12 protein-coding genes are annotated in these 13,728 nt (G+C 63.3%); 8 read left to right on the top strand and 4 right to left on the bottom strand.

Annotation, left to right across the window (positions count from 1 at the left end):
- Positions 1-79: 79 nt before the first annotated feature.
- Positions 80-916, top strand: a complete 837-nt coding sequence (locus OIM99_RS26385) for a helix-turn-helix transcriptional regulator (RefSeq protein WP_311853508.1) — start codon at positions 80-82, stop codon at positions 914-916.
- Positions 917-967: 51 nt separating this feature from the next.
- On the opposite strand, the gene OIM99_RS26380 is transcribed toward OIM99_RS26385, so the two are convergent.
- A complete protein-coding gene (locus OIM99_RS26380; protein ID WP_311853507.1) occupies positions 968-3,913 on the bottom strand; it encodes a caspase family protein in 2,946 nt (981 codons plus the stop codon).
- Between the two features lie 282 nt (positions 3,914-4,195).
- The gene (locus OIM99_RS26375) at positions 4,196-5,341 is read right to left on the bottom strand and encodes a citrate synthase family protein (RefSeq protein WP_311853506.1); all 1,146 of its coding nucleotides are present in this window, start codon (positions 5,339-5,341) and stop codon (positions 4,196-4,198) included.
- 150 nt (positions 5,342-5,491) lie between these two features.
- Here OIM99_RS26375 and OIM99_RS26370 point away from each other — a divergent pair, with 150 nt between their 5' ends.
- From OIM99_RS26370 to OIM99_RS26360, 3 genes are all read left to right on the top strand, one after another.
- Positions 5,492-6,571, top strand: a complete 1,080-nt coding sequence (locus OIM99_RS26370) for a citrate synthase/methylcitrate synthase (RefSeq protein ID WP_311853740.1) — start codon at positions 5,492-5,494, stop codon at positions 6,569-6,571.
- 288 nt (positions 6,572-6,859) lie between these two features.
- Entirely contained in the window at positions 6,860-8,131 is a 1,272-nt protein-coding gene (locus OIM99_RS26365) for an alkyl sulfatase dimerization domain-containing protein (RefSeq protein ID WP_311853505.1), read from the top strand.
- 263 nt (positions 8,132-8,394) lie between these two features.
- On the top strand, positions 8,395-8,817 hold the full coding sequence (locus OIM99_RS26360; RefSeq protein ID WP_311853504.1) for a GNAT family acetyltransferase: 423 nt from the start codon (positions 8,395-8,397) through the stop codon (positions 8,815-8,817).
- Between the two features lie 12 nt (positions 8,818-8,829).
- Here OIM99_RS26360 and OIM99_RS26355 read toward each other — a convergent pair whose 3' ends face one another.
- The gene (locus OIM99_RS26355; RefSeq protein ID WP_311853503.1) at positions 8,830-9,705 is read right to left on the bottom strand and encodes an AraC family transcriptional regulator; all 876 of its coding nucleotides are present in this window, start codon (positions 9,703-9,705) and stop codon (positions 8,830-8,832) included.
- A 212-nt stretch (positions 9,706-9,917) separates the two neighbouring features.
- On the opposite strand from OIM99_RS26355, the gene OIM99_RS26350 reads away from it, so the two are divergent.
- Complete coding sequence (locus OIM99_RS26350; RefSeq protein WP_311853502.1) at positions 9,918-10,937, top strand: tripartite tricarboxylate transporter substrate binding protein; 1,020 nt, start codon at positions 9,918-9,920, stop codon at positions 10,935-10,937.
- Positions 10,938-10,987: 50 nt separating this feature from the next.
- Positions 10,988-12,295 carry a Xaa-Pro peptidase family protein gene (locus OIM99_RS26345; protein ID WP_311853501.1) on the top strand — a complete coding sequence of 436 codons (1,308 nt, stop codon included), beginning with the start codon at positions 10,988-10,990 and terminating at the stop codon, positions 12,293-12,295.
- Between the two features lie 47 nt (positions 12,296-12,342).
- On the opposite strand, the gene OIM99_RS26340 is transcribed toward OIM99_RS26345, so the two are convergent.
- The gene (locus OIM99_RS26340) at positions 12,343-12,810 is read right to left on the bottom strand and encodes a MarR family transcriptional regulator (protein WP_311853500.1); all 468 of its coding nucleotides are present in this window, start codon (positions 12,808-12,810) and stop codon (positions 12,343-12,345) included.
- 91 nt (positions 12,811-12,901) lie between these two features.
- On the opposite strand from OIM99_RS26340, the gene OIM99_RS26335 reads away from it, so the two are divergent.
- Positions 12,902-13,270: an antibiotic biosynthesis monooxygenase family protein gene (locus tag OIM99_RS26335; protein WP_311853499.1), complete on the top strand. Its 369-nt coding sequence runs from the start codon at positions 12,902-12,904 to the stop codon at positions 13,268-13,270.
- A gap of 10 nt (positions 13,271-13,280) precedes the next feature.
- A complete protein-coding gene (locus tag OIM99_RS26330) occupies positions 13,281-13,727 on the top strand; it encodes a DUF1772 domain-containing protein (RefSeq protein ID WP_311853498.1) in 447 nt (148 codons plus the stop codon).
- Position 13,728: the final 1 nt, after the last annotated feature.

The following is a 13,728-nucleotide window of genomic DNA, read 5'->3' as shown; positions in this document are numbered from 1 at the left end:
GCTCCTTCAAGCTTGAAGGCAGAATGGCTCAGATTTAAACTGTTACAAGCTAGATAGTTATCCTAGTATAATTGCTTCCATGCTCGACGCGGACCAACGCCGGCTTCTCGGCGCCTTCATTCGAACCCATCGCGAGCGGCTGCGCCCCAATCTGCCGGGGCGCCGGCGCACCCCTGGCCTGCGCCGCGAGGAGCTGGCGGCGGAAGCCGGGCTCAGCGCCACCTGGTGCGCCTGGCTCGAACAGGGCCGGCCCGTGCAAGCCTCGCCCGACGCGCTTGGCCGGCTGGCCAAGGCACTCTCGCTTACGCAGGCCGAGCGTGCCTATTTGTTCGAACTCGCCGGCCGGCTCGATCCGCAGGCGCCGACGGAGCTGGAAGCCGACGCGCCGGCCTCCCTCGTCGCCATCGTGCAGGATTTGGCGCATCCAGCTTACGGCCTCGACCGGTTGTGGAATGCGTGTTGTTGGAATCCGGCGGCCGCGCGGTTGTTCCATGGCTGGCTCGACGGCGATCATCAGCGCAATCTGCTGCGCTACATTTTTCTCGAAGAGACGGCGCGGCGGTTGATCCACGAATGGGAAGACCGTGCGCGCCGCTTGCTGGCGGAATTCCGCGCCGACTACGGCCACACTTTTCGCGATGCGCGCGTCAAAAGCCTCGTCGACAGCCTGCGACAGGAGTCTCCGCTGTTCGCACAGGCCTGGGCGGAACAGGATGTGCAGCATCGCGCCGGTGGCTTGCGCACGTTCGACCATCCGCTCGACGGCCCGCTCGCCTATACGCAGCACACGTTCACCCCCTCCGAACGGCCAGATTACAAGCTGGTGATGCTGGTTCCCCTCGCACGGGAAGAAGGCCGGAGCGCCAAGACACGCGCTAAGACGCCGCGCATCAAGAAAGAGCGCGACGGCCGATAAGACCGCCGCGCTCCAAAAGCTCAGCCAGACCGCGTTAACCGCGCATCGTGTTCACGGTTCCCTGCGGGGCCGCTGTGGCTGTTGCGGAGCCCGCGGCGGCTGTTGGTGTTGCTGTTGCTGCATCTGCCTTTGCTGCTGCATCTGCTGCTGTTGGCGCTGTTGCATCATCTGCTGCTGTTGCTGGCGTTGCTGCTGCTGCTGTTGTTGCATCTGCTGCTGACGTTGCTGCATCATCTGCTGTTGTTGTTGCTGCTGACGCTGCTGTTGCATTTGTTGCTGCTGACGCTGTTGCATCATTTGCTGCTGCTGTTGTTGCTGACGCTGGCGAGCCTGATCAGCTTGCTGGCGTTGCTGCTGCAACTGCTGTTGGCGCGCCTGATCGGCCTGCTGGCGCTGCTGCTGCAACTGTTGCTGGCGGGCTTGGTCAGCCTGCTGACGCTGTTGCTGCAACTGCTGCTGGCGTTGCTGCTGTTGCAGAAGCTGCTGCTGCGCCGGGTTCGGGCCACCCGCATTGGGCGGCGCAACCGGCGGACGCGGCGGCTGTGCATTGGGCAGAGCCGGACGGTTCGGCTGCGGCGCAGGCGCCGTCGTGGCTGGGGCACCCGGCGGATGCGCGGCTTGGTTCGGCACCGGTCCCGGCTGCGCTCCCGGCGGACGGCCGGGCTGCTGGACATTCGGCAGAGCCTGACCACCCGGCACGGCACCACCCGGACGACCCGGCTGAGCCCCCGGCACAGGCGCCGTCGTTGTCGGAGCCCCCGGCGGGTGCGCGGCTTGATTGGGCACCTGACCCGGCTGCGCTCCTGGCGGGCGACCCGGCTGCTGGGCATTGGGCAGAGCTTGACCGCCCGGCACCGGACCGCCCGGACGACCCGGCTGCGCTCCCGGAACGGGCGCCGTCGTTGTCGGCGCGCCCGGCGGATGCGCAGCTTGATTGGGCGCTTGTCCGGGCTGCGCTCCCGGCGGACGGCCCGGCTGCTGCACATTAGGCAGAGCCTGACCACCCGGCACCGGAGCTCCCGGACGACCGGGTTGAGCCCCCGGAACGGGCGCAGTTGCCGTCGGCGCGCCTGGCTGCAAGCCCGGCAAGGGCTGACGGCCGGGTTGCGCGCCTGGCACCGGCGCGGTGACTGGCGGCTGCGCGGCCTGCCCCGGTTGCTGGCCCGGCACGCCGGGAAGTCCCGGCGGACGGCCCGGCTGCGGCGCGCCCGGCTGAGGCGCGGTTGTCGGCGCTATCGTGACCGGCGTGCCCGGCTGGCCAGGGCGCGTGCCCAGGCCCGGCGTGTTGAGCAATTGCTGCGGATTGCCCTTCACCACCACAGGGGCCGGCTGCACCGGCGCGCCGGTGCCCGGCCGCAGGTTGATGAGCTGCGTCGTGCCCGGCCGCACCGCGCTCGGCGGCGCCGCGACCGGCGGCAGGAACGGGCGCTGACCGCCGCCCATCGGCATGGTGGTCGGACCGCCCGGTCCACCCGGCGGCGGCGCGCCGACGATCGGCGGACGGCCGGAACGATTGGCGATGATGCGGCCGGCGACGATGCCGACAGCGAGCGCCGCCGGGATGGCCACATAAGGCGCGATCGAAGCACCGGCCGGACGATCCTCTTCATAGACGATCGGCGGCGGCGGCGCGGCGACATAAGCCGGCGGATAGACCCAGGCAGGCGGCGGCACGACGGCAGGTTCGGCGAGGAAATATTCCGAACCGGCGCTCCACACTGGCGGCGGCGGCGGCGTCCACCAGGGCGGCGGCGGCGCCATGAAGACAGCCGGCGGTGGCGGCGGTGCTGCCACATAATAGACCGGCGCGCCTCCGCCCTCGAAGAAAACGGCTTCGGTCGGCGGCGGCGGCGGCACGTCATAAGTGATTTCAGTGAAGCTCGGCGGCGGTTCCAACGCGGCCGACAAGCGGCCCAGGCGTCCGCGCGCTTCCAGCGAATGCGGACCGCGCGGATAGCGACGCAGATAGCTCCAATAGCCGTCCGGCGAATTGACGATCAGCGTACGGCGCCAAATGAAAGCCTCGCGCCGCGCCGCCAACATGCCGCGCACGTTGCGCGAATAAGGGCTCGACGGGAAAGCCGCGATGAAATCCTCGTAGCCACGAATGGTATCGAGTTCGAGCGCGGTTGCATAAGCTTCATCGGCCGAGAGTTCGCGCAGTGGCCGGCGGCGACGTTCGATCATCGCTTCCGGCGAGACCTGCATCGCCGGGGCGCCGGCACCGCGATCGAGCAGAGCCAGCGGCGGATCGATCTTCGAGACATGCCAGGGCACTTGCGCACCGGCGGTCAATTCGGCGGTACGGGCACGCACGCGCACCATGATCTCGTTCATGTCGAGACCCGGCTGCCGCAGCATTTCGGCGAGCGCTTGGGCATAAGGTCCATAAGGCGCCTTCGGCATCGGCGCGACTTCGCCCGGACCGGCGTTAAAGCCGACGAGGCTGCCGCGATCCGGATCGGTCAGCGTCAAGCCCGGCGGCGTGGCGGCTTCCTTGGCGAAGGGGCTTGGATAAGCCAGATCGAACAGCACGATCTTGGCGCGATTTTGCAGGCCAGCGAGCGGGCGCGTCAGATCGGAGAGGCGAATGGCAGCCAGCGCCAGATCGGCCTCGCGCGTGATGCGCGCGCCGGCCGGAACGAAATAGTTCTCGCCGTCGCTCTGCACGCCATAGCCGGACAGATAGATGGCCGCGACCGCGCCGGGGCCGGCGGCCTGCACCTTCTCGACGAATTCCCGATAGGCGGAGCGGAACGTATCGACATCGAGATTGCGCGCGCCCGTCACATCGAAGCCGGCGGACTTCAGAGCATCGGCGACGAGCGCCGCATCATTGGCGGCCGTCGGCAAGGAGGCATTGCCATAGTCATCATTACCGATGACGAAACCGAATCGCGCTTCGGTGGGTTGCGCTGGGGCGGGCTGCGCGATGGAAGGGGTGTGAATTGGGATTGCGAGCAAGGTGGAAACGATGAGTGTCCAGATCAAACGCATGATTTCCCTCGTCGTTCGTTTCGCCCGCACCGCACCCTACGGAAATTGTCAGGGTACAGTTAGCCGTTGTTCACCTGAACCGTGGCTGAACAAAGACAACCGCGCGCAAAGCCTATCGTTCCATTTGCTATGTTGTAGATACTAACACGGCTTCCTTCGCTTTACGATCCACAAGCAAGCCTTGCGCACGACGACACGGCCTCGACTTCGTCTTGCAGCGCAGCGAGATTCGAAGCTGACTTGAAACTGACGCGCGAACAGACGAAAGCCAATGTCTCTACGTCACACCGTAGCTGGCGCCGCACCGACATAGCGCGCACGCGGGCGAATGAGACGACCGCTTTGGAATTGCTCAAGAGCATGCGCGATCCAGCCGGTGCAACGCGCCGTCGCAAACAGCAGGAACGGTGCGTCATCGATCAGCTTCAGCGCGGATGCGAGTGCGGCCAGCGCAAAATCGATGTTCGGGGCTTCGCCAGTAATCGTCTCCGTCATCCGCTGAACGTTGGCGAATTCTTCCGGCATCTCAAAAGCCGACAGCAAGGCACGCGCGCGCGGATCGCCTTCCGGATAAAGCGGGTGACCGAAGCCCGGCACCACCGTTCCCTGATGAAGCCGCGCTTGCACAGCGCTCTCGATGCCGACCCGTCTCGTTTCCTCGAGGAAGACCAGCACGCGCCGCGCCATGCCGCCATGCAGCGGCCCCGAAAGCGCGGCAAGCCCGGCCATGACGCAAGCGGCAAGAGAGGCACGCGTCGACGCGGTGACACGCACGGCAAAAGTCGAGGCGTTCAATTCATGATCGGCGAGCAAGACGAGCGCGCGACGAATGAGATCGGCGCCCTGCGCATCGCATCCCCAAGCACGCGCCAGACGATCATGGATCGGCCCTTCGCCCGGCCCGCCCGCCACTGCATCGACCAAAGCATCGAGCACGGCGGCGGCTTCGAAATAAAGCGCCTTCGGCGTGCGCCCGGCGATGGCGGGATCGTTCGCGGCGCGCGCCGCGATGGTGGCGAACATGCGTTGCGAGGGCGTGCCGGGCCCAATGCGGTTGGTCTGCGGCGGAAAGCGCGCGTTGCCGCAGGCCCACAGCAGCCGCGCGACATCTTCAAGCCGCGCGGCTTGTGCGAGCTCTTCCACATCCTGTCCGCGATACCACAGGCGTCCTTGCGCCACCGTGGTGATGGCGGACGCCAGCACCGGCTCGCCCCAGGCGATGGCATCCTCGGCGATAACAGCATTCCGACGGCCGCGCGTCTTGCGATAGCTCAGACGATCGACATCGGCGGCACGATAGAGCCTGCGACGTGGATCCTCGTCATCGGCCTTCGCTTCGATGCGGCCCCGGCTGACATAGGCATAGAGCGTCTGCGGCCGCAGTTTCAGCCGTGTCATCACTTCTTGCGCGGTCAGCCAGTCAGTCATGGATTTGCACGCATGGGTTTGCACGCCGGGGGTTCGCACGTGGATATATTGATTATATTTATCAATATTGATTCTATGCCCATCAAGGCCAATCCTCAAGCCATCATTTGATTTGCTTGATGGAGTTCAGCCATGTCCGACCTCATTCCCATTTCCGATGGTCTGGAAAATGTCGTCGCCGCCCAAACGGTTCTGTCCGAGGTCGATGGGGCCGCCGGCCGCCTGATCCTGCGCGGCCATGCGCTCGAAGACATCGCCGGCCATACGGACTTCGCGCAGGCGGTGCGCCTGATGTTCGATGGCTTCTTCCCCGATCTGCCTTCGGATGCAGATCTCGCCGCCGCGCTCGGTTTAGCGCGCGTCGAAGTGTTCGGCGAAGTCGCCGCGCTCGACAAAACGCTTGTCAGCCGTTCTCCCACCGAAGCTTTGCGGGCGCTCATGGCGCGGCTGGCGGATGGAGACGATCTCGCGACAGCGCTGCGGCTGCTGGCGGCCCCCGCCGTGTTCACGCCGGCGATCGTGCGCGCGCAGCGTGGCCTTGCGCCTCTGGCACCCGATGCCGCCCTGCCCCATGCCCAGGACATTCTGCGCATGATGAGCGGCAAAACGACTGGTACAAAGCAGGCGGCGGCCCTCGATGCCTATCTCGTCACCGTGTGCGATCACGGCCTCAATGCCTCCACCTTCGCCGCGCGTGTCGTCGCTTCGACGCGCGCCGGCCTCACATCCGCGGTCCTCGCCGGCTTGAGCGCCTTGAAAGGCCCGTTGCATGGTGGCGCTCCCGGACCCGTCATCGACATGCTCGACGAGATCGGCGACGCCGCCCATGCGAAAGCCTGGCTCGAAGCGGCGCTTGAGCGCGGCGATCGGCTGATGGGCTTTGGCCATCGCATCTATCGCGTCCGCGATCCGCGCGCTGACGCACTGAAGCGCGCCATCCGCAAGCTCGACGCGACTGCCGGCCGCCTCGCCTATGCGGAAGCAGTTGAGGCGGCGGCTTTGGCCATCCTGCGCGAGCGCAAACCGAACCGCTCGCTGCAAACCAACGTGGAGTTCTACACGGCGCTGCTGCTGGAAGCCCTGGCCTTCCCGCCCGATACGTTCACCTGCGTTTTCGCCATGGGGCGCACGATCGGCTGGCTCGCCCATGCGCGCGAACAGATCGCCGGCGGCAAGCTCGTGCGGCCGCAATCGATTTACATCGGCCCCATGCCGAAACAGGCGGCGTGAGCTTATAGTAGGCGGGAAACTCTCCGTGTCATTCCCGACGCGCCGTAGGCGCGAGCGGGAATCCAGGGGCGTGCGCTAAAGCGTTGCATCATCGCCGTAAAGAACATTCTACCACGCGCTCTGGATCCCCGCTCAGCCGCTCCGCGGCCGTCGGGGATGACACTGAGGTTTTCAACACTCCTGCCAAACTCGCCTCCTCTTGTCATGATCTGGCAGTAGGTTCTGCTTCAAGTCGCATCCTATAGTAAAGTCGGCGCGTTCATCGCCGGGCCGGCCAGGGATGTGATTATGAATGATCAGCAGAGTGAACTTTTCGAACGTCTTTGGTCCGGCGCGGCCACTTTGGAAGACTGGACCGCCAGTGTCGCTGGTGGCGTCACGCAGAGCATCGCCGACGATGTGGTTGCCATCCACACCAGCTATTTCTTCGGCAATGCAACGGCCGTGCGCACCGCCGAGGGGCTCGTTCTCATCGACAGCGGCAGCCGCGAAACCGCCGCGCAAACATTCGCCGCCCTGCGTCGCTGGAACGAGGCGCCCGTCCATACGATCATCTATACCCACGGCCATATCGACCACACGTGGGGCGCCCGGCTTTACGATCAAGAGGCTGATACCAAGGGTTTCAGCCGGCCACGCGTCATAGCTCATCGCAACGTGCTCAACCGTTTCAGACGTTATGACACGACGCACGGCCTCAACTCGCTGGTCATGGGCCGGCAGTTCAACCAGCCGGGCTATACGTTCCCCGACCATCATCGTCGCCCGGATGAGGTCTATGACGATACCCTGCGCCTCGACATCGGCGGCGTGACGTTCGAACTTCTGCATGGGCGCGGCGAAACGGACGACGCGACCTTCGTCTGGCTGCCACAGCAACGCATTCTGGCGAGCGGCGATTTCGTCGTCTGGGTGTTTCCCAATGCCGGCAATCCGCGCAAGGTGCAGCGCTATGCGCCGGACTGGGCGCGGGCGCTGCGTCAAATGCAAGCTTTATCGCCCGCCGTTCTCGTGCCGGGGCATGGTCCGGTGGTGCAGAACGCGGCCCGTGTCAGCGAATTGCTCGGCAGCGGCGCCGACGCCCTGGAAAGCCTTGTCACGCAAACCGTGGCGCTGATGAACACCGGCGCATCCCTCGACGATATTCTGCATCAGGTGCGCCTGTCGCCAGAGCTGCTGGCGCGGCCGTGGCTTCAGCCCAAATACGACGACCCGGAGTTCGTCGTGCGCAACATCTGGCATCTTTACGCGGGCTGGTTCGACGGCAATCCGGCGCATCTGAAGCCCGCGCCGGATGAGGAGCTGGCCACCGAGATCAGCGCGCTCGCCGGCGGCGCTGAACGGCTGGCGCGACGCGCGACAGAACTGGCGGAGAGCCGCCGCACGCGGCTGGCGGCGCATCTGATCGAATTCGCCAGCGATGCGATACCGCAGTCGCCGGAGATTCAGACGGCTCGCGCGCAGGTCTACGAGCACTGCATGGCAGCCGAAACATCGTTGATTGGCAAAGCCATCTTTGCCGTCTATCAGCGTGATGCGAAGGCGCGGTCCGGCGATTGAAGCGTTGGCGCAGAACGACGCAAATCTTTGGTGTCATCCCCGACAGCCGCACAGCGGCTGAGCGGGGATCCAGAGCGAGTGGTACAATGCCGGCCCGACTATGACGCTTGGACATCGCGTAACATTTTACCACTCGCTCTGGATTCCCGCTCGCACCTGCGGTGCGTCGGGAATGACACCGCGAACTTTCAACAATGTATGAGGGGTTTGCACGGATCGCGGAAGCCGCTACATCAGGCGCTTCTTTCCTGCCGAGCCTTCTCATGAATCTGACCATCCGAAACGCCCTGCCCGATGACGAAACCGCTGTCGTGGCGCTGTGGCGCGCCTGCGACCTCGTCGTGAGCTACAACGATCCGAGTGCCGATTTTCGTTTCGCACGCGGCGGCGCATCCTCTGATGTTCTGGTCGGCATCGATGCCGACGGCCGCATTGTCGGCACGGTGATGGTCGGCCACGACGGCCATCGCGGCTGGCTCTATTATGTCGCCGCCGCCCCCACAGCGCGCAGCAGCGGCATCGGCCGACAGATGGTGACGGCAGGGGAAGACTGGCTGCGCCAGCGCGGCATCGGCAAAGTGCAATTGATTGTGCGCGAGAGCAACACCAAGGTGATCGGCTTCTACGATCACCTGGGTTATGAGGAAACGCCGCGCGTCATCATGGCGAAATGGCTGGATCGGTGACGCCAGCGACGATCAGTTAGCCCGGCCCTCGTCCCCGGAGCGCGTGCCGTTCTTGATGTTGCGGTATTCGCGTGGCGTCGCGCCGACGATCTGCTTGAAGCGGGCGGCGAAGTGACTTTGCCCGCTGAAGCCCACTTCCAGCCCGATGTCGACGATCGACTGCCGTGTTGCGACCAACAGTTCGCAGGCCCGGTTGATCCGTTTGTTCGTCACATATTGATGCGGCGACATGTCCGTTCGCGCCTTGAGGCGACGCGAAAATTGCAGCGGGCCGAGGTTCAGCACCCCCGCCAGACGCGAGACATCGATGTCCTCGCCGAGATAGGTGTGGATGTATTCATCGACGATGGCCATCTGCTTGCTGGTCAGTGGCGACACCGACAAGGTCGGGACGGTTTTGATGTCGGTGAATTGCTTCAACAAACGAACGGCCAAAAGATTGGCGACCGATTCCGCATAGAGCGCCGACGCCAGCGGATTGGCCTCGGTGTCGCGATACAACATAAAAGCCAGATGCCAGATCGTGTCGTCGCGACCGCTCGGGGTGCCATGCAAACTGATATCGTCACGCAGACCAAGTTCACCGGCGATCCGCCGGACGACCGCACAATTCAACTCGAGCATGATCCGCTCCAACGAACCTGTCCAATCAATGGAATGGCTCGCTTCAGCGGGATTGACGACGATGTTGCGATGTCCGGCCAGAACCTTGCGAAAGCCGGCGTCCTCGTTCCACCATGCCAGATTGGCGCCGCCTTTCAGACATACGCCAATCTGATGAAATTCGTGCCGGTGGCGCAGATGCGCCGGCCTGAAGGCCCGCTCATGCTTGACCTCCAGCCACAGGGACTGGGCAGCATCGGCAAGCGGCAGTGTTCCCAACGGCATCCGGCTACACCTGCGCTTTAAGGGATGGGCATTGTTTTTTTACCAGCAACGCTTGGCCCCAGCAATGTCCCGCGCCCTCCGCCTTCCGGGAACCGCCCTCTTCCAAAACTCAAAAATGACGGGAATCCGATAATTCGCCGCTTCGTGATAGACGCGCATTCGATGGCGACCTACAGCCCGGAGAGATAAATCAGACCGCGTGGGAGGCGGATATGGCTCTGCACATGATGCCTTGGCACAAGATGACTTGGCGCAAGATCGTCTCGTGTTGCATCGCGATATTGGCGATGAGCGTGTTCTCCGTTCCCTCCAAAGCGGCCTCCGACAAGACCGAGATAGCGCAAAACTTTCCCACGCAAACGGTCAAAATCGTCACGCCGATCGGCGCCGGCAGCGCCGTTGACGGGCTGGCGCGCGTGATCGCCTATAAATTGCAGGAAATCTGGAAGCAGTCCGTCATCGTCGAGAACAGGCCGGGCATGCCGGGAACCGCGAGCGTCGCGAAAAGCACCCCGGACGGCTATACGCTGATGATGATGTCGAATGGTCACGTCGTCGGCGGGCTCATCAATAAAAATCTGTCTTTCGATCCGATCACCGATTTCCAGGGCGTCATCAAACTCGCCTCGGTGCCGCTTGTGTTGGTGACGACGCCGACGCTTCCGCCGAACACACTACAGGACCTGATCACTCTCGCACGGGCGAAACCCGGCCAATTGAATTATGGCTCCGCCGGTCTCGCCAGTACCTCCTTCCTCTCCGCCGAGTTGTTCAAGAAAATAACCAAAACGAATTTCGTTCAAATCCCCTACACGGGCGGCACCGATGCGCTGATGAGCGTTCAGCGCGGCGATTCCCATATTTATTTCCTGGCGCTCAATCTGACCATCGAACAGGTCAAGAGCGGCATGCTCAAAGCGATCGCGATCGCGACGTCCCAGCGCAGCCCCGCGCTCCCCGATGTGCCGACTTTCGCCGAGGCCGGCCTGCCTGACTATCAATATGACGCCTGGTTCGGCGCCATGGCGCCGGCCAATACGCCGGTGCCCGTGTTGAACAAAATCAACGCCGACATTGCCCGCGTCTTACGGATGCCCGATGTCATCGAGCGATTGCACGCACAGGGCTTCGAGCTCACCAGCAGCACGCCCGATGAATTCAACGACCTCATGAAGTCTGACGAAAAGCTCTACCGAGAGCTTCTGAAGGACACCAAGGTCGGCTCGCCCTGACCGGCAAAATCAGAACCACGAAACACTCACATTCTCGATGGAGTAAACTTATGGCCGGCCAGACGATGCAAGCGACGCGCACGAACTCTTGGCAGGATATACGCGATCGTTTGGACCAATCGATCCCCTTCACCAACATGCGCGATACGCCCTATTATCGCGATGCGGTTTACGAGCAGTTTTCCGCGCAGGAATATGCGCGCCGCTACGAAGCTTTGCGAGCGAAGATGCGGGAGCATCGGCTTGATTGCATGATCGTGCCGGGCGGGCCGAGCCATTGGAGCTTTGGCGCCGGCATGGCCTGGCTCACCGGCCATTGGGAATGGCATGCTTTGTGTTGCTACATCCTGGTGCCGCTGCATGGCGAGCCGACCATGATCTATTCGATGGGCGGCACGCATGCGGAAGCCGTCCGCCGGTTGGTCGAAGTCGCTGTGACGGACGTTCGCCACAGTCGCGGCGGGCGCTATGCCGACGTGATGGTGGAACGGTTGCGCGAACTCAAGCTCGAACGCGGTCGCATCGGCCTGATGGAGATCGACCCGCGCCATGGCGATTATATGCCGGTCAACCAATACGAAGTTTTACGCCGTGGCCTGCCCGATGCGGAACTCGTCTTCACCAAGGATTTTTTGCACGAACTGCTCGTCATCCATAGCGAGGAGGAACTCGCCTGCGTGCGCAAGGCGGGCGTCCTGACCCAGCGCGCCATGGAAGCCCTTGTCGCGCGCGCCAAACCAGGCGTGAAGGAATATGAACTGCGGGCGGCGGCGGCCAATGCGATCCTCGAAGGCGGCGGCGATATCGACTTTCTCATCATCGGCTCGACCCCGATGGCGAACCCGGCGATGGTTTTCGGCAATCCCCGCCCGTCCAATCGCGTGCTGCAGAAGGGCGACATCATCAATATGGAGCTGGCCGCCGCCTATCGCGGCTATACCGCGCAGATCGGCTCACCCGTCTGCATCGGCGAGCCAACCGATATGGTGCGCCGGTTCTGGGAAGACATTACCGTGCCCGGCTACAAAAAAATCGTCGCCGAGATGCTGCCCGGCAATCCGATCGCCAATATGTGGGAAGCCTCAAAGTTCTTTCGCGAGAAGGGTGTGCAATCGCGGCCGATCCATTGCCATGGCATCGATCTCGTCACCGACGAGCCTCATGTCACCACGGAATATGATAAGCATCCTCATTCCGATACCGTACTGAAACCGGGGATGGTGATCATGGCCGAACCGAATCCGATCACCATGGACGGTCTCTTCGGCATTTTCCTCGGCCACACTTTCATTCTTAACGAACAGGGCCGCGAAGTCGTCGACAGCTTCCCCCTGGAGCTGGCGATCGCAAGCGCCTGAGCAAAGTCCGAAGAGTATCGGCGGGCGCGTGACTTGCCACGCTCCCGTCACTCGTCCTCGGCCTGCGTCTCCAGATTGCTGCGCAGCACTTTGAGAACGTTGCGCGCCGTTTCGATGTCTTTCGACGTCAGGCCATTGGCGACGCTTTCAGCCCAGGGGCCCTGCAGCTTCAGCGCCCGGTCGTAAACGATCCTGCCGCGCTCGCTGAGATCGACCAGTTGGGCGCGGCGGTGATGGGGGTTCGGCAGGAAAGCGACGAGCCCTTCCTGTTCCAGATCGTTGACGATGCGTTGGACATTCTGCCGGTTGGCGCCCATGTCGCGCGCCAGCCACGCGACGGGCTGCGGCCGCTCGGTGGCCACGATGGCACCCAAGACCTGCCAGCGGGCACTCGTCAGCCGGAGTTCGGCGACGAGCCTGTCGCCAGCCGTCAGCAGACGGTTATTGACCTGAAACAGCTCGAGAATGAGGTCGGTCACGGCCGACCCCGCGGTCGCTTTCTTGGGCTTCACCATATGCACCATACATCTTATTTGACATCATGATGTCAATATGCAATTCATTTCGACACCATGATGTCAATATAGTTCATTCGAGGAGCGTGTCATGCCCGTTCGGCGTTCGATGGACCCCACCTTTCCGATCGAGAAACAGATTGCCGTTGATGCTTCGCCCGTCGTTCTGGTGAACGTCTTCACCCTCGATCCCGCTGATGAGGCCACTTTCCTCGCCGCATGGCGCCACGACGCCGACTTCATGACGCGACAGCCCGGTTGCATCTCGACCCAGCTTCATCGCGCCGTCGGCGACAGCCCGATCTATCTCAATTACGCCGTCTGGGAATCGACGGCAGCTTTCCGAGCCGCCTTTACCCATCCCGAGTTTCACGCCCGACTGACGGCCTATCCGGCCAGCGCCGTCGCCTCGCCGCACCTGTTCCAGAAGATTGCGGTGCCTGGCATCTGCGTCGCGTAGGGAGGAGACCATGGCCCGTTTGCTCTTCAACATCGTGGCGATAGCGGGCTCGGCCGCGTTCGCCGGCGTCATGCTCGCCATCGGCATCATCCTCGGTGCCTATTGGAAAAGCCTCGCGCCCCAGGCGTTTCTCGACTGGTTCGCTCAGAACAATCATTTCGTGGCGCAAGCCATTCCGTTCGTCGTCGTTCCCGCTCTCATCGGGCTTGCCGGCTCGCTTTACATCGGCTGGAACGATGGAGGGCGCACGCTCTGGCTGGCGGCATCGGCCTGTATCATCGCGGTTCTGATCGTGACTTTCGCCTATCATCTGCCGAGCAATGCGCAATTCGCGGCCAAGACCGTGCCCTTGAATCAAGTCCCCGGTAAACTCGACACTTGGCTTTGGCTGCACGGCCTTCGCATTGGCCTGGCCTTCATCGCGTCGATCCTCGGCATCGTCGCGATCGCGCGCTAAG

The sequence above is a fragment of the Methylocella sp. CPCC 101449 genome (assembly GCF_031921685.1).
GTDB lineage: Bacteria > Pseudomonadota > Alphaproteobacteria > Rhizobiales > Beijerinckiaceae > Terripilifer.
Note: the sequence above shows the minus strand (reverse complement) of the source record. Positions and strands in the feature narration are given on the sequence as shown.

Excerpts from the sequence above, each read along its gene's own strand:
- OIM99_RS26350 (WP_311853502.1), top strand. The coding sequence starts at position 9,918 with ATGGCTCTGCACATGATGCCTTGGCACAAGATGACTTGGCGCAAGATC.
- OIM99_RS26355 (WP_311853503.1), bottom strand. The coding sequence starts at position 9,705 with ATGCCGTTGGGAACACTGCCGCTTGCCGATGCTGCCCAGTCCCTGTGG.
- OIM99_RS26380 (WP_311853507.1), bottom strand. The coding sequence starts at position 3,913 with ATGCGTTTGATCTGGACACTCATCGTTTCCACCTTGCTCGCAATCCCA.
- OIM99_RS26335 (WP_311853499.1), top strand. The coding sequence starts at position 12,902 with ATGCCCGTTCGGCGTTCGATGGACCCCACCTTTCCGATCGAGAAACAG.
- OIM99_RS26330 (WP_311853498.1), top strand. The coding sequence starts at position 13,281 with ATGGCCCGTTTGCTCTTCAACATCGTGGCGATAGCGGGCTCGGCCGCG.
- OIM99_RS26375 (WP_311853506.1), bottom strand. The coding sequence starts at position 5,341 with ATGACTGACTGGCTGACCGCGCAAGAAGTGATGACACGGCTGAAACTG.
- OIM99_RS26360 (WP_311853504.1), top strand. The coding sequence starts at position 8,395 with ATGAATCTGACCATCCGAAACGCCCTGCCCGATGACGAAACCGCTGTC.
- OIM99_RS26365 (WP_311853505.1), top strand. The coding sequence starts at position 6,860 with ATGAATGATCAGCAGAGTGAACTTTTCGAACGTCTTTGGTCCGGCGCG.
- OIM99_RS26340 (WP_311853500.1), bottom strand. The coding sequence starts at position 12,810 with ATGGTGAAGCCCAAGAAAGCGACCGCGGGGTCGGCCGTGACCGACCTC.
- OIM99_RS26385 (WP_311853508.1), top strand. The coding sequence starts at position 80 with ATGCTCGACGCGGACCAACGCCGGCTTCTCGGCGCCTTCATTCGAACC.
- OIM99_RS26345 (WP_311853501.1), top strand. The coding sequence starts at position 10,988 with ATGGCCGGCCAGACGATGCAAGCGACGCGCACGAACTCTTGGCAGGAT.